General features: G+C 67.3%; 15 protein-coding genes. 10 read left to right on the forward strand and 5 right to left on the reverse strand.

Features of this window, described 5'->3' with window-relative positions; all coding sequences use genetic code 11:
- The first annotated feature begins 422 nt into the window (after positions 1 to 422).
- From ACFWPH_RS07965 to ACFWPH_RS07985, 5 genes are all read left to right on the forward strand, one after another.
- Positions 423 to 2207: a DEAD/DEAH box helicase gene (locus tag ACFWPH_RS07965; RefSeq protein ID WP_378749439.1), complete on the forward strand. Its 1785-nt coding sequence runs from the start codon at positions 423 to 425 to the stop codon at positions 2205 to 2207.
- 132 nt (positions 2208 to 2339) lie between these two features.
- Positions 2340 to 3626 (forward strand): PQQ-binding-like beta-propeller repeat protein, encoded by a 1287-nt coding sequence (locus ACFWPH_RS07970; protein ID WP_378748836.1) that lies wholly within the window; start codon positions 2340 to 2342, stop codon positions 3624 to 3626.
- Between the two features lie 37 nt (positions 3627 to 3663).
- A complete protein-coding gene (locus ACFWPH_RS07975; RefSeq protein ID WP_378748837.1) occupies positions 3664 to 4170 on the forward strand; it encodes a nitroreductase/quinone reductase family protein in 507 nt (168 codons plus the stop codon).
- Positions 4171 to 4911: 741 nt separating this feature from the next.
- On the forward strand, positions 4912 to 5511 hold the full coding sequence (locus tag ACFWPH_RS07980; RefSeq protein ID WP_378748838.1) for an acid phosphatase: 600 nt from the start codon (positions 4912 to 4914) through the stop codon (positions 5509 to 5511).
- Positions 5512 to 5632: 121 nt separating this feature from the next.
- Positions 5633 to 6118 carry a GNAT family N-acetyltransferase gene (locus ACFWPH_RS07985; RefSeq protein ID WP_378749441.1) on the forward strand — a complete coding sequence of 162 codons (486 nt, stop codon included), beginning with the start codon at positions 5633 to 5635 and terminating at the stop codon, positions 6116 to 6118.
- Between the two features lie 34 nt (positions 6119 to 6152).
- On the opposite strand, the gene ACFWPH_RS07990 is transcribed toward ACFWPH_RS07985, so the two are convergent.
- Positions 6153 to 6569 carry a hypothetical protein gene (locus tag ACFWPH_RS07990; protein WP_378748839.1) on the reverse strand — a complete coding sequence of 139 codons (417 nt, stop codon included), beginning with the start codon at positions 6567 to 6569 and terminating at the stop codon, positions 6153 to 6155.
- Positions 6570 to 6672: 103 nt separating this feature from the next.
- Between ACFWPH_RS07990 and ACFWPH_RS07995 the strand changes: the two genes are divergently transcribed.
- A complete protein-coding gene (locus ACFWPH_RS07995) occupies positions 6673 to 7620 on the forward strand; it encodes a diacylglycerol kinase family protein (RefSeq protein ID WP_280460181.1) in 948 nt (315 codons plus the stop codon).
- Positions 7621 to 7871: 251 nt separating this feature from the next.
- On the forward strand, positions 7872 to 8126 hold the full coding sequence (locus tag ACFWPH_RS08000) for a WhiB family transcriptional regulator (RefSeq protein ID WP_033243220.1): 255 nt from the start codon (positions 7872 to 7874) through the stop codon (positions 8124 to 8126).
- 220 nt (positions 8127 to 8346) lie between these two features.
- Here the strand turns inward: ACFWPH_RS08000 and ACFWPH_RS08005 are convergent, their stop codons facing one another.
- The gene (locus ACFWPH_RS08005) at positions 8347 to 9861 is read right to left on the reverse strand and encodes a sensor histidine kinase (protein ID WP_378748840.1); all 1515 of its coding nucleotides are present in this window, start codon (positions 9859 to 9861) and stop codon (positions 8347 to 8349) included.
- A gap of 198 nt (positions 9862 to 10059) precedes the next feature.
- On the opposite strand from ACFWPH_RS08005, the gene ACFWPH_RS08010 reads away from it, so the two are divergent.
- Positions 10060 to 11223, forward strand: a complete 1164-nt coding sequence (locus ACFWPH_RS08010) for a hypothetical protein (RefSeq protein ID WP_378748841.1) — start codon at positions 10060 to 10062, stop codon at positions 11221 to 11223.
- Here ACFWPH_RS08010 and ACFWPH_RS08015 read toward each other — a convergent pair.
- A complete protein-coding gene (locus ACFWPH_RS08015) occupies positions 11204 to 11419 on the reverse strand; it encodes a biotin/lipoyl-binding carrier protein (protein ID WP_378748842.1) in 216 nt (71 codons plus the stop codon). The genes ACFWPH_RS08010 and ACFWPH_RS08015 overlap by 20 nt on opposite strands.
- Positions 11420 to 11566: 147 nt before the next feature.
- On the opposite strand from ACFWPH_RS08015, the gene ACFWPH_RS08020 reads away from it, so the two are divergent.
- On the forward strand, positions 11567 to 11641 hold the full coding sequence (locus ACFWPH_RS08020) for a 50S ribosomal protein bL37 (RefSeq protein WP_022597109.1): 75 nt from the start codon (positions 11567 to 11569) through the stop codon (positions 11639 to 11641).
- Between the two features lie 181 nt (positions 11642 to 11822).
- Here the strand turns inward: ACFWPH_RS08020 and rsrA are convergent, their stop codons facing one another.
- Together rsrA and ACFWPH_RS08030 are read right to left on the reverse strand one after the other, a co-directional pair.
- Positions 11823 to 12089 carry a mycothiol system anti-sigma-R factor gene (gene rsrA, locus ACFWPH_RS08025; protein ID WP_033243597.1) on the reverse strand — a complete coding sequence of 89 codons (267 nt, stop codon included), beginning with the start codon at positions 12087 to 12089 and terminating at the stop codon, positions 11823 to 11825.
- Between the two features lie 20 nt (positions 12090 to 12109).
- On the reverse strand, positions 12110 to 12775 hold the full coding sequence (locus ACFWPH_RS08030) for a sigma-70 family RNA polymerase sigma factor (RefSeq protein ID WP_086007777.1): 666 nt from the start codon (positions 12773 to 12775) through the stop codon (positions 12110 to 12112).
- Positions 12776 to 13016: 241 nt separating this feature from the next.
- Here ACFWPH_RS08030 and ybaK point away from each other — a divergent pair, with 241 nt between their 5' ends.
- Positions 13017 to 13508, forward strand: a complete 492-nt coding sequence (ybaK, locus tag ACFWPH_RS08035; RefSeq protein WP_378748843.1) for a Cys-tRNA(Pro) deacylase — start codon at positions 13017 to 13019, stop codon at positions 13506 to 13508.
- Positions 13509 to 13516: the final 8 nt, after the last annotated feature.

Here is a 13516-nt window from a genome sequence, read left to right on the forward strand (position 1 = left end):
GTTCAGCACTCGATACGATGCGGCGCAGCCGCGAGTATCGAGTGCTGAACGCAGGGACCTCTAGGGGCCAAAACCCGCGCCGCCGGAGGCGGCGCAAAAAAACACAGCTACAATCGCGGACGGACATCCGAAGAATTTCGGTCGATCCGTTGGAATCGGCAGCGCCGAAAGTCGCGCACCGCGGGTGGGCGGAGCGGTAGCGAGGAATTCTACGGAGTCCACGGAAAATGTGCGCGCACCAGATCCGCGTCACCGATGCGCTGCGCCGATGTCCGAGCTTCGCTGTCCGTCATCCGGGCACCTGCCGACATCCGGCGGCGGCCCGGGTGAATATCGCAGGGCGGATCCGTGGTTGTCGTGGGCCGACCGGTCCGCCCCACGCCTCGTGCGCGTGTAGCGCGATAACGAGGGAAGGCACGAAGCTGAGCAAGATCACTGTAGAACCGGAACCGGGTCTGGCGGAAACGCTGCTGACAGCCGAGCTGGATGCCGGACATACCGCACCGTCTTTCGCCGAATTGGGGGTGCGCGAGGAAATCGTGCGCGCTCTGGGCGAGATGGGTATCGAACGTACTTTCGCAATCCAGGAACTGACTCTGCCGTTGGCGCTGGCCGGTGAGGATCTCATCGGCCAGGCCCGTACGGGGATGGGTAAGACCTTCGGATTCGGCGTTCCGCTGCTGCATCGGATCAGCACTGTGGAATCCGGGACCACCCCGCTGGACGGCACCCCGCGCGCCCTGGTCATCGTGCCGACGCGCGAACTGTGCCTGCAGGTGACCAAGGACCTGGAGAACGCGGCGAAATACGTCAGCAGCGAACGTGGGCCGCTGCGGGTGACGTCCATTTACGGCGGTCGCCCCTATGATTCCCAGATCGCGGCCCTGCGCGAAGGCGTGGATGTCGTCGTCGGGACCCCCGGCCGATTGCTGGATCTCGCGGATCAGCAGCATCTGATTCTCGGAAAAGTGGGCGTCCTGGTGCTGGACGAGGCCGATGAAATGCTCGATCTGGGCTTCTTGCCCGATATCGAACGCATTCTCGGCATGGTGCCCGATAAACGGCAGACCATGCTGTTCTCGGCGACCATGCCGGGTCCGATCATCACGCTGGCCCGTACTTTCCTCACCCGGCCGACGCATATCCGGGCCGAGGAACCGCACGATTCGGCGGTCCACGATCGCACGGCGCAATTCGTGTACCGGGCGCATGCGCTGGACAAAGGTGAATTGATCGCCCGGATTCTGCAGGCCGAGGGCCGCGGCGCCACGATGATCTTCACCCGGACCAAGCGGACCGCGCAGAAAGTCGCCGACGAACTGGGCGAACGTGGTTTCGCGGTCGGCGCGGTGCACGGCGATCTGGGGCAGATCGCCCGCGAAAAAGCGCTGTCGAAATTCCGTAGGGGCACGATCGACGTACTGGTCGCCACCGATGTCGCCGCGCGCGGTATCGATATCGACGATGTCACCCATGTCGTCAACTATCAGTGCCCCGAGGACGAGAAAACTTATGTGCACCGCATCGGCCGTACCGGCCGGGCCGGCCGTACGGGTGTGGCGGTCACGCTGATCGACTGGGACGAACTCACCCGTTGGGCGGCGATCGATGCCGCGCTCGGGCTGGGAATCCCCGAGCCGGTGGAAACATATTCGCGGTCGCCGCATCTGTTCTCCGATCTGGGGATCCCGGAGGGTGTGACCGGTACGGTCGGCGCGCGGAAACCGGAACGCGATCCGGACGCGGTGGTAGTCGAACGCCCGGAGCGCGCCCCGCGTAAACGCAACCGCAGGCGCACCCGCGGCGGAAAGCCGCTCGAAAACGGTACGGGCACAGTCGAGTCGACGGATGCCGAGGCCCCTTCCGAGGTGAGCGACAGCCCGGCGGGCGCGGAGACGGACGCGGATCGGGAAGCCGGCCCGGCACGCCGCAAGCGTCGTCGTCGGCGTTCCACCACCGGCGAGGGTGCCGCGGACGATGCGAACCAGGGCACGGAGCCGGCGGACGTGAACGGCGGCGAGGCAGCCGAGCAGTCCGGCACCGGGGAAACCGCCGCCGACACCGAGAAGCCCGCGCGGCGCCGCCGGCGGCGGAAACCGGCCGACAAGGGCGCCGGCGGCGAAACCGGGGTAGCGGAGAATTCGGACGGCCCGGCATCCGCAGACGCGACACCCAGCATGTCGAACGGCGCCTCGGCACCGGAGTGACGCTCGGCAGGACGAGGACTCGGGCCGGCGGTTACCGAACCGCCGGCCCGAGTCATTTCGTGCACGGCGCCGGCCGCGCGGCGCCGCGAGCACCGTCCGGGCGCCCGGCCCGCATCCGTTAGGCTCGCGTACGTGCTCGCACCTGAGCGGCGAACGCGCGCCGATGTCATCACCGCTGCCGCGATCGCCGTCGTTGTGGTGATCGCGGTGGTCGTGGCGTGGGTGAGCAGCGATATCGCCGGAACCGAATCGGTGGTCGCCGATGAGCCCGCCCGCACCCCCTCGGCGGCCCGTGAACTTCCCGATGAACTGCGCGAACTGTGGCGTGCGCCCGATACCGCGACCGACCGCGCACTCACTTCCGAGGGAGTGGCCGTCACCGCGGACGGCGGTACGGTGACCGGTCACGATCGGCGCACCGGTGATCAGGTGTGGCGCTATAGCCGCGATCTGCCGCTGTGCGGCGTCGAAGCGCAATTCGGCATGGTGATCGCGGTGTACCGCAGTGAGCGTGGCTGCAGCGAGACCACCATGCTCTCCGGCGCCGACGGCCGCCGCCGCACCGCCCGCAGCAGCTATATGGACGACCAGGTCCGGCTTTCGGTCGACGGCACCTACGTGGTGGCGCACGGGCCGCGGCGGCTGGAGGTGTGGCGCTCCGATCTCGTCCGCACCCTGGAATACGGCTATGTGGATGCCAAGGAGAACTGGAAGACCCAGCCGCGGCACGACTGCGAGCTGCGATCGGCGGCCTCGAGTTCGTCGCGACTGGTGGTGCTGGAACGCTGCCCGGGCGATCCGGCCGGGCGGCTCACCGTACTGGCACCCGCGCCCAAGGACGACAATGTGCCCGAGGAGTACGGTTCCCGGATCCTGGAAGGTCCCGGTGCGGATTCGCCCGACGCGCGGGTTATCGCGGTCTCCGACAACCGGATCGCGGTCTATCAGCCCGGAGCCGACGGTCCCGAGGCGGCCGCACCCCGCCTGACGATATTCGACGCCAAGGGTAATCCGCTGGTGGTGCAGGAACTCTCGGCGCCACTCGACGAAACCACCACCACCGTCCGGGCCGGTTCCGCATTCCTCGTCTTCACCGGTAACAGCGTGATCGCACTGCAGGCCAGTACTTTCGACCCGATGTGGACCGCGGCCGACGCCTTGGGCGCTCCGGTGCTCATGGCCGACCGGCTCCTGATTCCGGTACCGGGCGCGATCGCGGCCCTCGATCCCGCCGACGGCACCGAAATCGCCCGGATACCGGTGGACCGGCCGGATTATCGCGGCGGCCCGATCTCGCTCGGAGTGCTCGGCAACACGGTTCTGGAACATCGCGACGGAGTACTCGTAGCACTGGCCGATCCGGATGCCCCCGAAACCGGCGACGCCGAGGCGGACCGACCGGCAAAACCACTGCGGTGAAACGTTTTTGTCGGTACCCGCGGGCACACTGGCGGGTATGACAGAAGCAGCCCGGCCCACCGATGCGGCCCCCACGGCCGAGACCTCCCGCTACGACGATCCCGACGCGCCGTGGAACCAGCACACCGAAGATGTTCCGGCGGTATGGAACACCGAGGTGATCCGCGAATTCCGGGCGAACGGCGGGCGCGTCGGCGGCGCCTATGCCGATGCGACGCTGCTGCTGCTCACCACGACGGGCGCGAAAACCGGTAAGCGCCATGTGGTTCCGCTTGCCGCGCTGTATCGCGGGGAAACCCTCTACATCAGTTCGCTCGTCGACGACGGGTACCCGTCCTGGTACCACAATGTGCGGGCGGATCCGGCGGTGATCGTAGAGCTGGGCGATCACGTGCACCACGCCACGGCCCGGGTCCTCACCGGCGCCGCCTACGACGAGTTCGCTGCCTGGGTACTGGCGAACAATCCGCTACTCGCCGATTTCCAGGCCACCACCGAGCGCCCCATCCCCCTGGTGATCCTCACCCTGGCCGGTTCGCGCTGACCGAGGCCCGAGAGGCAGGTCGTCCAGGGGCCTCGGTCGCCGGCCCGGCCACCGACGGGGTCGATGGCCCGCGGCCACATCACCGAGACCGGAGCATACAGAGGCCGGCCCTCCCGCCGACTCGGAAAGCGAGGGGACCCGCACCGGCGGTGCACAACGGCACCCCGATCGGTTCGCCGCGCTGCGTATCACCGCACCCGGTTACCGGGATCGGCGGCCAGGGACGAGGCCACCGGATCCCCGACAGGGCTGACCCGCCGGCCTCCGACCCAGATCAGCAGGCCACCACCCCGCCCCCTGGCCGCGCCGACAGACTGCACCGGCGCGGGCGACGGTTGGGGTGTTCGGCGGGGATGTGGGCGCGGACGTTCCCGACCGGTGTGCCCAATGGGGACGCTGCCGTCGTCGGCGCCGGGCGCTGTGGCCGCTACCGCACCGGCATCCCGCCCGAGCCGAAGACTGCGCAGTATCCCGGCCCCACAAGAGTCGCTTGTGTTCTTGACCGCGGCGGCGGATTACACCGGTCGCGGCCAGACCGGCAGGAGGCCCGGCCTCAGCGCCTGGGCGCTCGATTCCATCGGGTCCGGTCCAGACCGACGGACTCCACTGAATTCGCCTTCGGCCGAAGGACTGTGTCGGCAGGGGACGTCGATCGGGGCCCCGGCGCGATTGCCGCCTATGTGCTGGGCACCACGACCTCGGCAGGGCAGTCCGGATTCCGCGCCCGGCATCATGGTGCGTATGCCCGGCTCCGAGAACGCCCGTGTGGTGCTGCTGCGCCACGGCGAGACCAGCTGGTCGGTACAGCATCGCCACACCGGCCGCACCGATCTACCGCTGACCACGACCGGTGAACGTCAGGCCACGGCGGCCGGTCCGGTGGTGGCCGGTTTGGGGCTGCGGGACCCGATGGTCCTGGTGAGCCCGCGCGCCCGGGCGCAGCGGACCGCCGAACTGGCCGGGCTGACCGGCACACGGATCGAACCGGACCTCGCCGAATGGGATTACGGCGATTACGAGGGCCGCACCACACCGCAGATTCGCACCGGCGACCCCGGCTGGACCATCTGGACCGGCGCGGTGCCCGGCGGTGAATCCGCAGCCCAGGTGAGTGCGCGGGCCGACCGTGTACTCGGCGCCGCGACGGCCGCGCTCGGCGAGCGCGATGTGATCCTGGTGGGGCACGGGCATTTCTCCCGCGCCCTGATCGCCCGTTGGCTCCGTTTCCCGGTCCAGGAGGGCCGGCGGTTCGCGCTGGCGACGGCCGCGGTCAGCGTACTGGGCTACGAGCACGACGAACCCACATTGTGGGCGCACAATCTGCGACCGGGCACCGTATGAGACGGTCACCGGACCGAATGCCGCTGATCACCGTGTTTCGTCACCACCACCCGTGCCGCCTACTTCGACGCCCTGCCCTGACACAACCGAAGGAGATGTCGTGTCCCACGCTGCCGACCCGGTGATCCGCCGCGCCGAACCCGGCGACGTTCCCGCACTGGTCGATCTGGTCTACGGGCTGGCCGAATACGAGGAGGCGCGGCACGAGTGCACGCTCACCGCCGAGCAGCTGGACACCGCATTGTTCGGCCCGCACCCGGCCGTCTTCGCCCATGTGGCACTCGTGGACGGCACGGTCGCGGGATGCGCCATCTGGTTTCTGAACTTCTCCACCTGGGACGGCGTCCACGGGATCTATCTCGAAGACCTGTATGTCACTCCGGAGGCGCGCGGTACCGGGCTCGGCCGGGCGTTGCTGGCCGCTCTCGCGCACGAGGCGCACTCGCACGGCTACAGCCGGGTCAGCTGGTCGGTACTGACCTGGAACACGCCGTCGATCGGCTTCTACGAATCCCTGGGTGCGCAGGTCCAGGACGACTGGGTGGGCTACCGGCTCAGCGGTCCGGCTCTGACCGCGCTGGCCGCGACCGCCGGTTCGCAGCGGTAACGGCTCGCGCTCGGCTATATCCGGGCCGCGGCGCTTATTCCTCGCCCGTCACCCCGTACTCCTGGGCGGCCCAGCGCGAGGTGGGCGGGGCGAACAGCAGGCCCAGCGCCCCCAGCGCCACCACGCCGAGCAGGGTCCCGTAGAGGGGCTGTCCCGAGCCGAACAACAACGACCACACCACCGGCAACAGCAACAGCTGGGTTATCACCGCGATGGCCCGCCCCCAGCGCTGTCCCAGCAACAGGCCGATACCGGAGGCGAGTACCGCGCCGCCGAGGATCCCGAACCACATGGCCGTGCCGTAACCGCTGATCGCGTCCTCTTCGTGGCCCAGCAGCGCCCGCACCACGAGCACCACCGCCACGGTCACCGCGACGGCGCCTTCCAGCGTCACCAGCCCACCGGCGCCACGCACGGTCCCGGGCACACCAACGTCTTTTCGCTCGACCACCCCGCCAGCTTAAGTTGTGTTTTCCCGATGCCCGCGGGCGCGTGTTCGGCGCCGAGTCCGAGGCATTTGGACCGGTGTATCGCGGGCGGGCCAGAATTACCCCATGCGGACGTTGTTGATCGTCAACCCCAATGCGACCTCTACCACGGCGGCGACCCGTGACCTGCTCGCGCACGCCCTGGAGAGCCGAACGCAGTTGACGGTCGCGCATACCCAGCATCGCGGTCATGCCGCCGAATTGGCGCAGTGGGCGGCAACCAACGAGATGGATCTCATCGTGGTGCACGGCGGCGACGGGACGGTCAACGAGACGATCAACGGTTTCGTACCGCTGCCGCAGGTCGACGACGGCCAGGCGTGGCGGCCCCGGCTCGGCATCATTCCCGGTGGTTCGGCCAATGTGTTCGCGCGCGCACTGGATATCAAACCCGATCCGGTGGCGGCGACCAATCAATTGATCGACCTTCTCAAAGCCGGTGACGGGGATCGCCGTATCGGGCTCGGCATCACCGATGACCGGTGGTTCTGTTTCAGCGCCGGGGTCGGCCTCGACGCGGAGGTGTGCGCCACCATCGATTCGGCCCGCGCCAAAGGACGGTCGGCGACACCGGCGCGCTATGTGCGCACCACCGTGGCGCAGTTCTTCCGCGCGAAACGGGCGCAACCGGAAGTCACCGTGCACGTTCCGGGCCACGAGCCTGTTTCGGGCGTGCATTACGCATTCGTCACCAACACCAGTCCGTGGACCTATCTGAATGCGACACCGGTATGTACCAATCCCGGCACCAGGTTCGAATCGGGTCTCGGTGTGTTCGCCGTGCGAACCATGGCATTACTGCCTACACTTCGGCTGGCGACGCAACTGTTGTCGCCACACTCCGAGCCGAAGTCGCGGAAGCTGTTTCGTGACGACGACGTCCCGTCGGTGCGCATATCGAGTGCCGAGCCGATCGGCCTGCAAATCGACGGCGACTTCATCGGCAGGCGCGACGTGGTGGATTTCACCGCTGTGCCGGACGTCCTCGATGTGGTCGCTCCACGACCGGTATGAACTGGCGCATCCGGGAAACAAATCCCGTTTGTGCTGCGGAAACCGGCGTAGGCGAGTAAAAAGGACTGCGGCAGGTCTCCTCGTGGGGCCTTCAGTGCGTGAGCTTCCCCACGGTGCGTCGGATACCTATTGACATCTACGGTGTTCGTGAAAGCATTCACAAGCAACCGTGCGGAAACATTCAGTTCGCACAAGTGAACGATCCAGCAACCGATCGGCGCCCTGTGGCGCCCTACAAAGGAGCAGAAGGAATGGACTGGCGCCATAAGGCCATCTGTCGCGATGAGGACCCTGAGCTGTTTTTCCCGGTGGGCAACAGTGGTCCTGCGCTCGCGCAGATTGCCGATGCCAAGCTGGTCTGCGCCCGCTGCCCCGTTACCGCCGAATGCCTGTCCTGGGCTCTGGGTTCCGGGCAGGACGCCGGTGTATGGGGCGGTATGAGCGAAGACGAGCGGCGCGCGCTCAAACGTCGCAATGCGCGCACCCGCACTCGTACGGCTGTCTGAGAACGCGGGGAAGCGACTACCGGACCATTTTCAGCCCGGCCCGGGGAGTCGTGGATTGCCCGGCACCAGTGAATCTGGTGCCGGGCCGTAGTTTATAAAGAGCCGCCGACCGGAGATGAATCCGCAATTTGCCGGAAAGTCGCCCGAAAAATAGGCGGTGTTTCCGGCCACGGCCGATCAGCGGTATGCATAATTGAAACCGGCGAGTTTCCGCCGGGTATCAGCGTGCCGCCCGACGCCCCAACGGCACCCGCAGTACCGCATCCGTCCCGATATCGGTACCGGGGTGTAATCCGATGGATCCGCCCAGTTCCGCGGTGACCAGTGTGCGCACGATCTGCAGCCCCAGACTGTCGGACGACTCCAGGCTGAAAGCGGCCGGTAGCCCCCGCCCGTCATCGCTGATGATCACGTCCAGCCAGCGGGCCGAACGCTCTGCGCGGATGGTCACCGTTCCGTTCTGGCCGCCGTCGAACGCATGCTCGATGGCGTTCTGCACGAGTTCGGTCAGCACCATCACCAGCGGTGTGGCGCGTTCGGCCGAGAAAACTCCCAGCGAACCCGCCCGGCGCACGGTGATCCGGGCGGTATGCACGGTCGCGACATCGGCCATGATCGGCAGCAGCCGGTCCACGACCTCGTCCAGATCGACCTCCTCGTCCACCGACATGGACAACATCTCGTGCACCGAGGCGATGGAGGTGACCCGTCGCACCGATTCGGTGAGCGCCACCCGCGCCTCCTCGTTCTCGGTGCGCCGCGCCTGCAACCGCAGCAGCGCCGCCACGGTCTGCAGGTTGTTCTTCACCCGGTGATGGATTTCCCGGATGGTGGCGTCCTTGCTGAGCAGTGCGCGGTCGCGCCGTTTGACCTCGGTGACATCGCGCACCAGCACCGCGGCCCCGGCCAGCTCGCCGTGCGGGCGCAGCACCAGTGTGCGCAACAGTACGGTCGCCCCACGCGCCTCGACCTCCATCCGGCGGCCGGTACGCCCGGCGAGGGCGGCCTGGATATCGCCCACTACCTCCTGCGCGTCGAACGGGTCGGTGATCAGCGATCGCGTGGTGGTCGCCAGATCCTGCCCCTCCAGATCGGCCTGCAAACCCATGCGGTGATACGCCGACAGGGCGTTCGGGCTGGCGTAGGTGACGATACCCTCGGTATCGAGCCGGATGAACCCGTCCCCGGCCCGCGGGCTGGAATGGGTGGCGGCACGGTCCTCGGTGGTCGGAAAGGACCCGTCGGCCATCATCTGGCACAAATCGTCGGCACACGCGACATAGGCGATCTCCAGGCCACTGCGCACCCGGGAACGCTGCCGGTCGGTATCGCGGCTCAGCACCGCGATCACATCGTCACCGCAACGCACCGGGATCGCCTCCCGGATCGCCTGCACCGGGTGCGGGTGATACACCCCCGCCGCCTCGCCCTCGGCATCCGTGCGCACGATCTCCCCGCTGATCAGCGCGTCGAATACCTGCGAATGATCCGCTCGCCGAGCCACCGAGCCCACGAGATCGGCCAGATGAACGGTCGGCGCGGTGGTGGGCCGGCATTGCGCGACACACACGATATCGGCGCCATCCTGAATCGGCCCCGCCCCGACCCACAGCAGCAGATCGGCGAACGAAAGATCGGCGAGCAACTGCCAGTCCCCGACGACGCGCTGCAGATGATCCACCGCCACCCCGGGGAGATCGGTGTGTTCGGCCAGCAGATCACTCAGTGTGGACATGAGCCAATTCTGGCCTGCCCGCCGCGTGCGGCATTCCGGCCCCCGCCGATCCAGTCCTTCGAGGCCGCACGGCGCCGTGCGGTCGATGGACCCTGTGACCGGTTGCACGCATAACCTACGTGCACGCAATATTGCGTGCACGCAACTTTTTCGCCTATGGTTCGTCATGGGGCCGGATCGACGAACGGAGCGTGCAAAATGCGCGGCAGAGGAATGACCTACGACACCGGATTCATCCGGGGCGGCCGTATCTCGCGGCCGGACTTCGACCCGGCAGTGGTCGCGCGTGAACTCGCGATCATCCGCGATGATCTGCACTGCAATGCCGTCCAGATCATCGGTGGCGACCCCGACCGGCTCGAACTCGCGGCCCGCCGCGCCGCCGAACTGGGGCTCGAGGTCTGGTTCTCGCCCTACCCGCTGGAACTGAATCCCGGCGAGATACTGATGCTGCTCACCGATTGCGCGCAGCGGGCCGAGCGGCTGCGCCGGACGGGCGCCGAGATGGTATTCGTGGCCGGGGTCGAACTGAGCATCATGAACCGCGGCTTCGTCCCCGGCGACACCGTGGAGCAACGACTGGACCTGCTGTTGAGCGATCCCGAGCACCGGGCCGAACGATTCGCCGAGGTGAGCGCCCGGCTCGACGGTTTCTTCGGTAGCGCGCTACCGGCGATCCGCGAACACTTCCACGGCAAGATCACCTACGCCTGCATACCGTTCGAACGCATCGACTGGTCCCCGTTCGACTTCCTCGCCATCGAACTCCTCCGCTCCGCCGAGGTCGCCGACCAGTTCCGAGCAGGTGTCCGCAGCCTCGTCGCACAGGGAAAACCGGTGGCCGTCACCGGCTTCGGCACGGCCACCTGGCGTGGCGCCGGTGATGTGGCGCCGCGAAGTATGGAAATCGTCGAATACGACGCGCACGGCGACCCCGTCCGCCTGACGGGCGACTACGTCCGGGACGAGGCCGGCCAGGCGGACTACCTGCGCGAACTCTTGGAGATCTTCGATTCCGAAGGCGTCGACAGCACCTTCGTCTTCCTCTTCGCGCTGTACAACTACCCCCACCGCACGACCGGCGACCCGCGCGACGACCTCGACCTCGCCGGCCTCGGCATAGTCAAGGTCCTACCGGACGGCTGCGGCGAGACCTACCCGGATATGCCCTGGGAACCCAAGGAAGCCTTCAACGCGGTCGCCGAGCATTACCGCGACGCACAGCCCCGGCACCGGGCGCCGGCCGACAGTATCCGGGGCGGGGGCCGGGACCCAGGCGCGTACCTCGGCGGTGACACCCCCACAGCGGGACCAAACGCGGCGAGCGCGACGGCCGCAGAAATCAATCGATCACGGCGATGAGGTCGCCCGCCTGGAGGACCTGGCCGGGTTCGACGGCGATGGAGGCGACCGAACCGCTGACCTCGGCGAGCACCGGGATCTCCATTTTCATGGATTCCAGCAGCACCAGCGTCTGGTCTGTGGCGACCTGGTCGCCCACCGCGACCTCGACTGTGAGCACCGTGGAGACCATTTCCGCCCGCACTTCTTCGGCCATGACACCTCGTTCGTCCGCTTCGTTCCGGTATCGGGTTACACGGCCCGATGTACCGCCGTCGGTACAGCCAATCACACGTGAAACAATGGCCGAGATCGATATCTACTCCCCGCAGTCGCGGGAAACGTCCCCAGGAGGGAGCTACCCATGGGTAAGCGTGGCCGCAAGAAGCGCAGCCGTAAGGGCAATGCCGCCAATCACGGCAAACGTCCCAACGCCTGAGCCGCCGGCACAGGTACGGAACGTTTGAAACCCGCACTCCTGAGGAGTGCGGGTTTTCTCGTCCGAGGCCGGCCGCCGGGTATTCAGCCGCACACGGACCGGCAAGTCCGTGACCGATTCCCGGCCGGCGGTATTCGGCGGGCACCGGTTCCGCCGCGTATTTTCCCGGGAAGGAGACGGCCTATTCGGCGGGAGTCTCCTCGGTGGTGATCGTCACCGAGCGGCTGCGGATCTCCACCATAAGGCGTTCCCGGAGGGAATCCGGGGCCTTGTCGCCGCCGCATTTGCGGCTGAGCAGGCTCTTGATCTTCTCTTCGATACCGTAGGCTTCGATACACGGCGCACAGTGGTCCATATGGTGCTGGAGCCGTTCGCGGGTGCGGTCATCGCACTCACCATCGAGCATCAACCAGACATCGGCCAGTACCGCCGTGCAGTCGAGCTCCATATCGGGATCGTGCTCGGTGCTCACTGCTTGACCTCCTGGCGCACCTCGGTGGACTCGGCGGTGCGGTTGAACCCGCGTTCGCGCGCAACATCGCCGAGCAGACCCTTCAGCTGTTTCCGGCCGCGGTGCAGCCGGGACATCACCGTACCGATAGGTGTGCCCATGATGTCGGCGATTTCCTTGTACGGGAAACCTTCGACATCGGCGTAGTACACCGCCATCCGGAATTCCTCCGGCAACTGGATGAGCGCGGCCTTGATGTCGTCGTCCGGGAGTGCGTCGAGGGCCTCGACCTCCGCCGAACGCAGACCGGTCGAACTGTGCTCCGCGGTGGCCGCGAGCTGCCAATCGGTGATCTCGTCGGTCGGATACTGCGCGGGCTGGCGCTGTTTCTTCCGGTAGGAGTTGATGTAGGTGTTGGTGAGGATCCGGTACAGCCAGGCCCGCAGGTTGGTGCCTTCTTTGAAGGATTTGAAACCGGCATAGGCCTTGACATAGGTCTCCTGGACCAAGTCCTCGGCGTCGGCGGGGTTACGCGTCATCCGCAGCGCGGCGCCGTAGAGCTGATCCAGCATGGGTAGCGCGTCCCGCTCGAACCGCCGGTCCAGTTCGGCGCCGGTTTCCGGCTGTTCGGCAGGCCGCTCGTCGGCGCCGGTTCCGGTCGCCACGTCGTCCTCGCTCGTCACACGTGTCCCTTCGATAGGTTCACCAGCCAAATCTACCGGGAGTGTGAAGTCGGAGAAGAACCGCGTGCGCGCCGGGGCCGGATCCGCGGTGATCGGGCGTTGTTCGACAAGAACGGGCACCGTCGCTCCTTCGCTCTAACGGGTTGGGCACCGGTGGCCGGGCACGGCCCGCCCGATGCGCTGTATCTGCCGCGTACAACCCGCACCGGTCGCGAAGTGTTCCCGGGTTAAGGTGCTGGCCATGGCAGCAGGCGCCACACCGGCGATCCGCGCACTGCTCGCGGACGGGGCCGGACATACCGTGCACAGTTACGATCACGACCCGCGTAGCGACTCCTACGGCACCGAAGCGGTCGAGGCGCTGCGGGAGCGGCTCGGGACAGCGCCCGGGCAGATCTTCAAGACGCTGGTTCTGGAACTGTCCACCGGATCCCTCGCGGTGGCGGTGCTCCCGGTCCCGCAGACCCTGTCGTTGAAGGCGGCGGCCGCCGCGCTCGGGGCCCCGAAGGCGACGATGGCGGACCGGGCGAAGGCCGAACGCGCCACCGGCTACGTGCTCGGCGGGATCTCGCCGCTGGGGCAGCGCCGCCGCCACCCGACCGTGATCGATGCCTCGGCACTGAACTGGGAAACCGTGTTCTGCAGCGCCGGTAAGCGCGGGGTGGAGATCGAAGTCGCTCCGGCGGATCTGATCCGGTTGACCGGCGCGGTTACCGCCGCGGTCACTGCCTGAACGCTCCA

Origin of the sequence: Nocardia sp. NPDC058499 (assembly GCF_042719915.1) — a bacterium.
Classification (GTDB): Bacteria; Actinomycetota; Actinomycetes; order Mycobacteriales; family Mycobacteriaceae; genus Nocardia.

Excerpts from the sequence above, each read along its gene's own strand:
- ACFWPH_RS07975 (WP_378748837.1), top strand. The coding sequence starts at position 3,664 with ATGACAGAAGCAGCCCGGCCCACCGATGCGGCCCCCACGGCCGAGACC.
- ACFWPH_RS07980 (WP_378748838.1), top strand. The coding sequence starts at position 4,912 with ATGCCCGGCTCCGAGAACGCCCGTGTGGTGCTGCTGCGCCACGGCGAG.
- ACFWPH_RS07995 (WP_280460181.1), top strand. The coding sequence starts at position 6,673 with ATGCGGACGTTGTTGATCGTCAACCCCAATGCGACCTCTACCACGGCG.
- ACFWPH_RS08000 (WP_033243220.1), top strand. The coding sequence starts at position 7,872 with ATGGACTGGCGCCATAAGGCCATCTGTCGCGATGAGGACCCTGAGCTG.
- ACFWPH_RS08005 (WP_378748840.1), bottom strand. The coding sequence starts at position 9,861 with ATGTCCACACTGAGTGATCTGCTGGCCGAACACACCGATCTCCCCGGG.
- ACFWPH_RS08010 (WP_378748841.1), top strand. The coding sequence starts at position 10,060 with ATGCGCGGCAGAGGAATGACCTACGACACCGGATTCATCCGGGGCGGC.
- ACFWPH_RS08015 (WP_378748842.1), bottom strand. The coding sequence starts at position 11,419 with ATGGCCGAAGAAGTGCGGGCGGAAATGGTCTCCACGGTGCTCACAGTC.
- rsrA (WP_033243597.1), bottom strand. The coding sequence starts at position 12,089 with ATGGAGCTCGACTGCACGGCGGTACTGGCCGATGTCTGGTTGATGCTC.
- ybaK (WP_378748843.1), top strand. The coding sequence starts at position 13,017 with ATGGCAGCAGGCGCCACACCGGCGATCCGCGCACTGCTCGCGGACGGG.